Origin of the sequence: Stenotrophomonas sp. 3diitr2024, from assembly GCF_042136455.1 — a bacterium.
In the GTDB taxonomy this organism is placed as follows: domain Bacteria; phylum Pseudomonadota; class Gammaproteobacteria; order Xanthomonadales; family Xanthomonadaceae; genus Stenotrophomonas; species Stenotrophomonas sepilia.
Genome location: NZ_JBHHMJ010000698.1, coordinates 1 through 4,092, shown reverse-complemented (window position 1 = coordinate 4,092; position 4,092 = coordinate 1). Strand labels below are relative to the sequence as shown.

Sequence of the window (4,092 nt, the reverse complement as noted above, 5' to 3'; positions counted from 1 at the left end):
TGGGGAGCCGGCCAGCGGCCGGCACTACCTCATTCTCGTTTCTTTTCCGGCTCGTTGACGATCGCTTCCAGGTCTTTCTGCAGGTCCGCAAACAGCGGCTGCATGCGCGCCTGGATGGCCACCATCACGTTCTGCATCAGTGCCGGGGTCTTGTCCAGCAGGCTCTGGCCTGCCGCGCTCTCGTAGAACTCGGCCATCGCCAGCACGTCTTCCTTGCTGAACGTCTTCTTGTACAGGTCCACGTACATCGGCCGCAGCTGCTGCCACGACATGGCCTGGCGCAGGGTCTGGCTGGTCCGCGCCTGGATCCGCTTCAGCTGCTCCTGCTGCTGGGCGGTGAGCTGGCGCTGCGCGGCCACCTGCTGGAACTGCTGCTGCTGCATGGCTTCGATCTGCGGCACCATGGTGTCGATCATGCTCTGCGCGCGCGAGGCCGACAGCAGGCGGTTGATGTCGCCGTCGGTCGGCGGGGCGGCCAGGGCCGGGACGCTGGCCGTGGCCAGTGCCAGCAGCAGGGCGGCGCGGCGCAGCAGGGACGGCAGGGCGGGTGCGAAGCGGGTCATGCGGGCTTCCTGCGGTACATGGGACCGCCAGCATACCCGCAGCCCAGGCGAAGGCGGCGTGTTCGGCGCCTGATCGGCGGCATACGGGGCGCGATGGCGCACTCCACCACGTGCCTGCCGCTACAATGCGTGGATGGGCAGTGGACCGGTCACCATCAGCGCGCAGCTTGAAATCCCCGACGGCGAGATCGTCGAGCGGTTCGTGCGCGCCAGCGGCGCCGGCGGCCAGAACGTCAACAAGGTGTCCACTGCGGTGGAACTGCGTTTCGACGTGGCCAACTCGCCCTCGTTGCCCGAACCGTTGCGCGCGCGGCTGTTGGCGCGGCGTGACCGGCGCATGACCGGCGAAGGCGTGCTGGTCATCGACGCGCAACGTTTCCGCACCCAGGATCGCAATCGCGAGGATGCGCGCGAGCGGCTGGCGGCCTTCATCCAGGCCGGGCTGAGCGTGCCCAAACCGCGCAAGGCCACCAAGCCGACCCTCGGGTCGAAACTGCGTCGTCTGGACGCCAAACGCGGGCGCGCGCAGATCAAGCGCGGGCGCTCATCACGTGACTGGGAGTGATTGCTTGAACAACCCGACTTCGTTGCTGCCGGCCGTGCCGCCGCAGATGCCGCAGGTCAAACCCAACGCCTTCCTGCGCTGGCTGGCGCGCTGCACCCTGCGCATGGGGGGCTGGAAGGTGACCGGCACCCTGCCTGACATCCCGAGGCTGGTCTTCATCATCGCCCCGCATTCGTCCAACTGGGACGGGCTGTGGGGCATGGCGGCCAAGATCGCGCTCGGCATGAAGGTGAAGGTGCTGGGCAAGGCCTCGCTGTTCTGGTGGCCGCTGGGCCCGTTGCTGCACCGGCTGGGCGTGATTCCGCTCGATCGCAGCTCGCCACAGGGTACGGTGGGCCAGGCGGTGGACCTGCTGCGCAACAACGAGAAGATGTGGTTCGCCATCACGCCCGAGGGCACCCGCAAGGCGGTGAAGGAGTGGAAGGCCGGCTTCCTGAAGATCGCCCGGATGGCCGACGTGCCGATCCTGACCGCGTATTTCCACTATCCGGAAAAGACCATCGGCATCGGTCCGCTGTTCACCCCGAGCGGCGACGATGTGGCCGACATGGCTGCCATCCGCGAGTTCTACCGGCCCTGGATCGGCAAGACCCGCGGTACGGTCTGAGCCTGCCGCAGGCCGCCGCATAGACGCCACGTCCGGCACATGCCGGGCGAGCGCGACAGGAGTAGGGTGGAGGGCTGGTATCCATACCGTCTGCCCAAGGAGCGTTTTACATGTCGCGTACCGTAGTCCTGGCCGCCGCCATCAGCCTGGCGCTGGCGGCCTGTTCCGGCAAGGAGTCCACCCCCGTGTCCGATGCCCAGAAGACCCCGGCCCAGCAGCCGGCCGAAGCCTCCACCAATCCGCTGCTGAGCGCCAGCACGCTGCCGTTCCAAGCGCCGCCGTTCGACAGGATCAAGGACAGCGACTACCTGCCGGCCTTCGAAGAAGGCATGCGCCAGCACCTGGCCGACGTGCGCAAGATCGCCGACAGCAGCGAGCCGGCCACCTTCGACAACACCATCGTGGCGATGGAGCGCAGCGGCGAGACCCTGACCCGCGTGTCGCGCATCTTCTTCGGCCTGGTCCAGGCCGACACCAACGATGCGCGCCAGAAGATCCAGGAAGAAGTGGCGCCGAAGCTGGCCGCGCACCAGGACGAGATCAACCTCGATCCGAAGCTGTTCGCGCGCGTGAAGTCGCTGTACGACCAGCGTGACACGCTGGAGTTGGACCCGGTGCAGAAGCGCCTGGTCGAGCACTATTACGATGGCCTGGTGCGCGCCGGTGCGCAGCTGTCCGACGCCGACAAGGCGACCCTGCGCAAGCTCAACGTGGAAGAGACCACGCTCTCCACCCAGTTCCACACCCGCCTGGTGGCCGCGACCGCCGCTGCGGCTGTTGTCGTTGACGACAAGGCCAAGCTGGCCGGCCTGGACGAGGGCGCGATCAACAACGCTGCGGCCGCCGCCAAGGACCGCAAGCTGGATGGCAAATTCCTGCTGCCGCTGCAGAACACCACCCAGCAGCCGGTGCTCGGCTCGCTGAGCGATCGCGACCAGCGTGCCGCCGTTCTGAAGGCCTCTGAAACCCGCGCCGAGCGCGGTGATGCCAACGACACCCGGCAGACCGTGCAGCGCCTGGCCCAGCTGCGTGCGCAGAAGGCCAAGCTGCTCGGCTTCGACACCTTCGCCGACTATCAGCTGGGCGACCAGATGGCCAAGACTCCGGCTGCCGCGCTCAAGCTGCTGACCGACACCGTGCCGGCCGCCACCGCCAAGGCGCGCGCCGAGGCCGGTGAGATCCAGAAGGTCATCGACGCGCAGAAGGGCGGATTCCAGGTCGCCGCTTCGGACTGGGACTTCTACGCCGAGCAGGTGCGCAAGGCCAAGTACGATCTGGACGAGTCGCAGATCAAGCCGTACTTCGAACTGGACAACGTGCTGCAGAACGGCGTCTTCTACGCCGCCACCCAGCTGTACGGCATCACCTTCAAGCCGCGCACCGACATTCCGACCTACAACCCGGACATGAAGGTGTACGAAGTGTTCGACAAGGACGGCACCTCGCTGGCCCTGTTCTACACCGACTACTTCAAGCGTGACAGCAAGTCCGGCGGCGCCTGGATGGACGTGTTCGTCGAGCAGGACGGCCTGACCGGTGCCAAGCCGGTGGTCTACAACGTCTGCAACTTCACCAAGCCGGCCGCCGGCCAGCCGGCGCTGATCAGCTTCGACGACGTCACCACCATGTTCCATGAGTTCGGCCATGCGCTGCACGGCATGTTCTCGAACGTGAAGTACCCGTCGATCGCCGGCACCGCCACCTCGCGTGACTTCGTCGAGTTCCCGTCGCAGTTCAACGAGCACTGGGCACTGGACCCGAAGGTGTTCGCCAACTACGCCAAGCACTACAAGACCGGCGAGGCGATGCCGCAGGAACTGGTCGACAAGATTCTCAAGGCGCGCAGCTTCAACCAGGGCTATGCGACCACCGAATACCTGTCGGCCGCGCTGCTCGACCTGGCCTGGCACACGCAGAAGGCCGATGCACCGCTGCAGGATGTCGGCGCCTTTGAAGCCAGCGCGCTGAAGAAGTTCAAGGTCGACCTGCCGCAGGTGCCGCCGCGCTACCGCACCACCTACTTCGACCATATCTGGGGTGGTGGTTACTCGGCCGGTTACTACGCCTACTTCTGGGCCGAAGTGCTGGACCATGACGCCTACCAGTGGTTCACCGAACACGGTGGGCTGACGGCGGCCAACGGCCAGGAGTTCCGCGACAAGATCCTCTCGCGCGGCAACAGCGTGGAGCTGTCGACCCTGTACCGCGATTTCCGCGGCAAGGACCCGTCGGTGGAACCGCTGCTGAAGTTCCGCGGGCTGAAATAAGAAAGCGGAAACGGCGGGGGCAACCCCGCCGTTTTTCTTTGTGTAGAGCCGAGCCCATGCTCGGCTGGCTTTTTCTGGAGACGCAGCCGA

General features: G+C 66.2%; 4 protein-coding genes. 3 read left to right on the top strand and 1 reads right to left on the bottom strand.

The annotated features are described in order from the left end of the window. Positions 1–29 precede the first annotated feature (29 nt). A complete protein-coding gene (locus ABGA94_RS17960; protein ID WP_005420757.1) occupies positions 30–563 on the bottom strand; it encodes a DUF2059 domain-containing protein in 534 nt (177 codons plus the stop codon). 133 nt (positions 564–696) lie between these two features. On the opposite strand from ABGA94_RS17960, the gene arfB reads away from it, so the two are divergent. From arfB to dcp, 3 genes are all read left to right on the top strand, one after another. Next, a complete protein-coding gene (gene arfB / locus ABGA94_RS17955) occupies positions 697–1,128 on the top strand; it encodes an alternative ribosome rescue aminoacyl-tRNA hydrolase ArfB (RefSeq protein WP_005420755.1) in 432 nt (143 codons plus the stop codon). 4 nt (positions 1,129–1,132) lie between these two features. Continuing rightward, complete coding sequence (locus tag ABGA94_RS17950; protein WP_005420754.1) at positions 1,133–1,735, top strand: lysophospholipid acyltransferase family protein; 603 nt, start codon at positions 1,133–1,135, stop codon at positions 1,733–1,735. Positions 1,736–1,845: 110 nt separating this feature from the next. Then, positions 1,846–4,002 (top strand): peptidyl-dipeptidase Dcp, encoded by a 2,157-nt coding sequence (gene dcp, locus ABGA94_RS17945; protein WP_005420753.1) that lies wholly within the window; start codon positions 1,846–1,848, stop codon positions 4,000–4,002. Positions 4,003–4,092 lie beyond the last annotated feature (90 nt).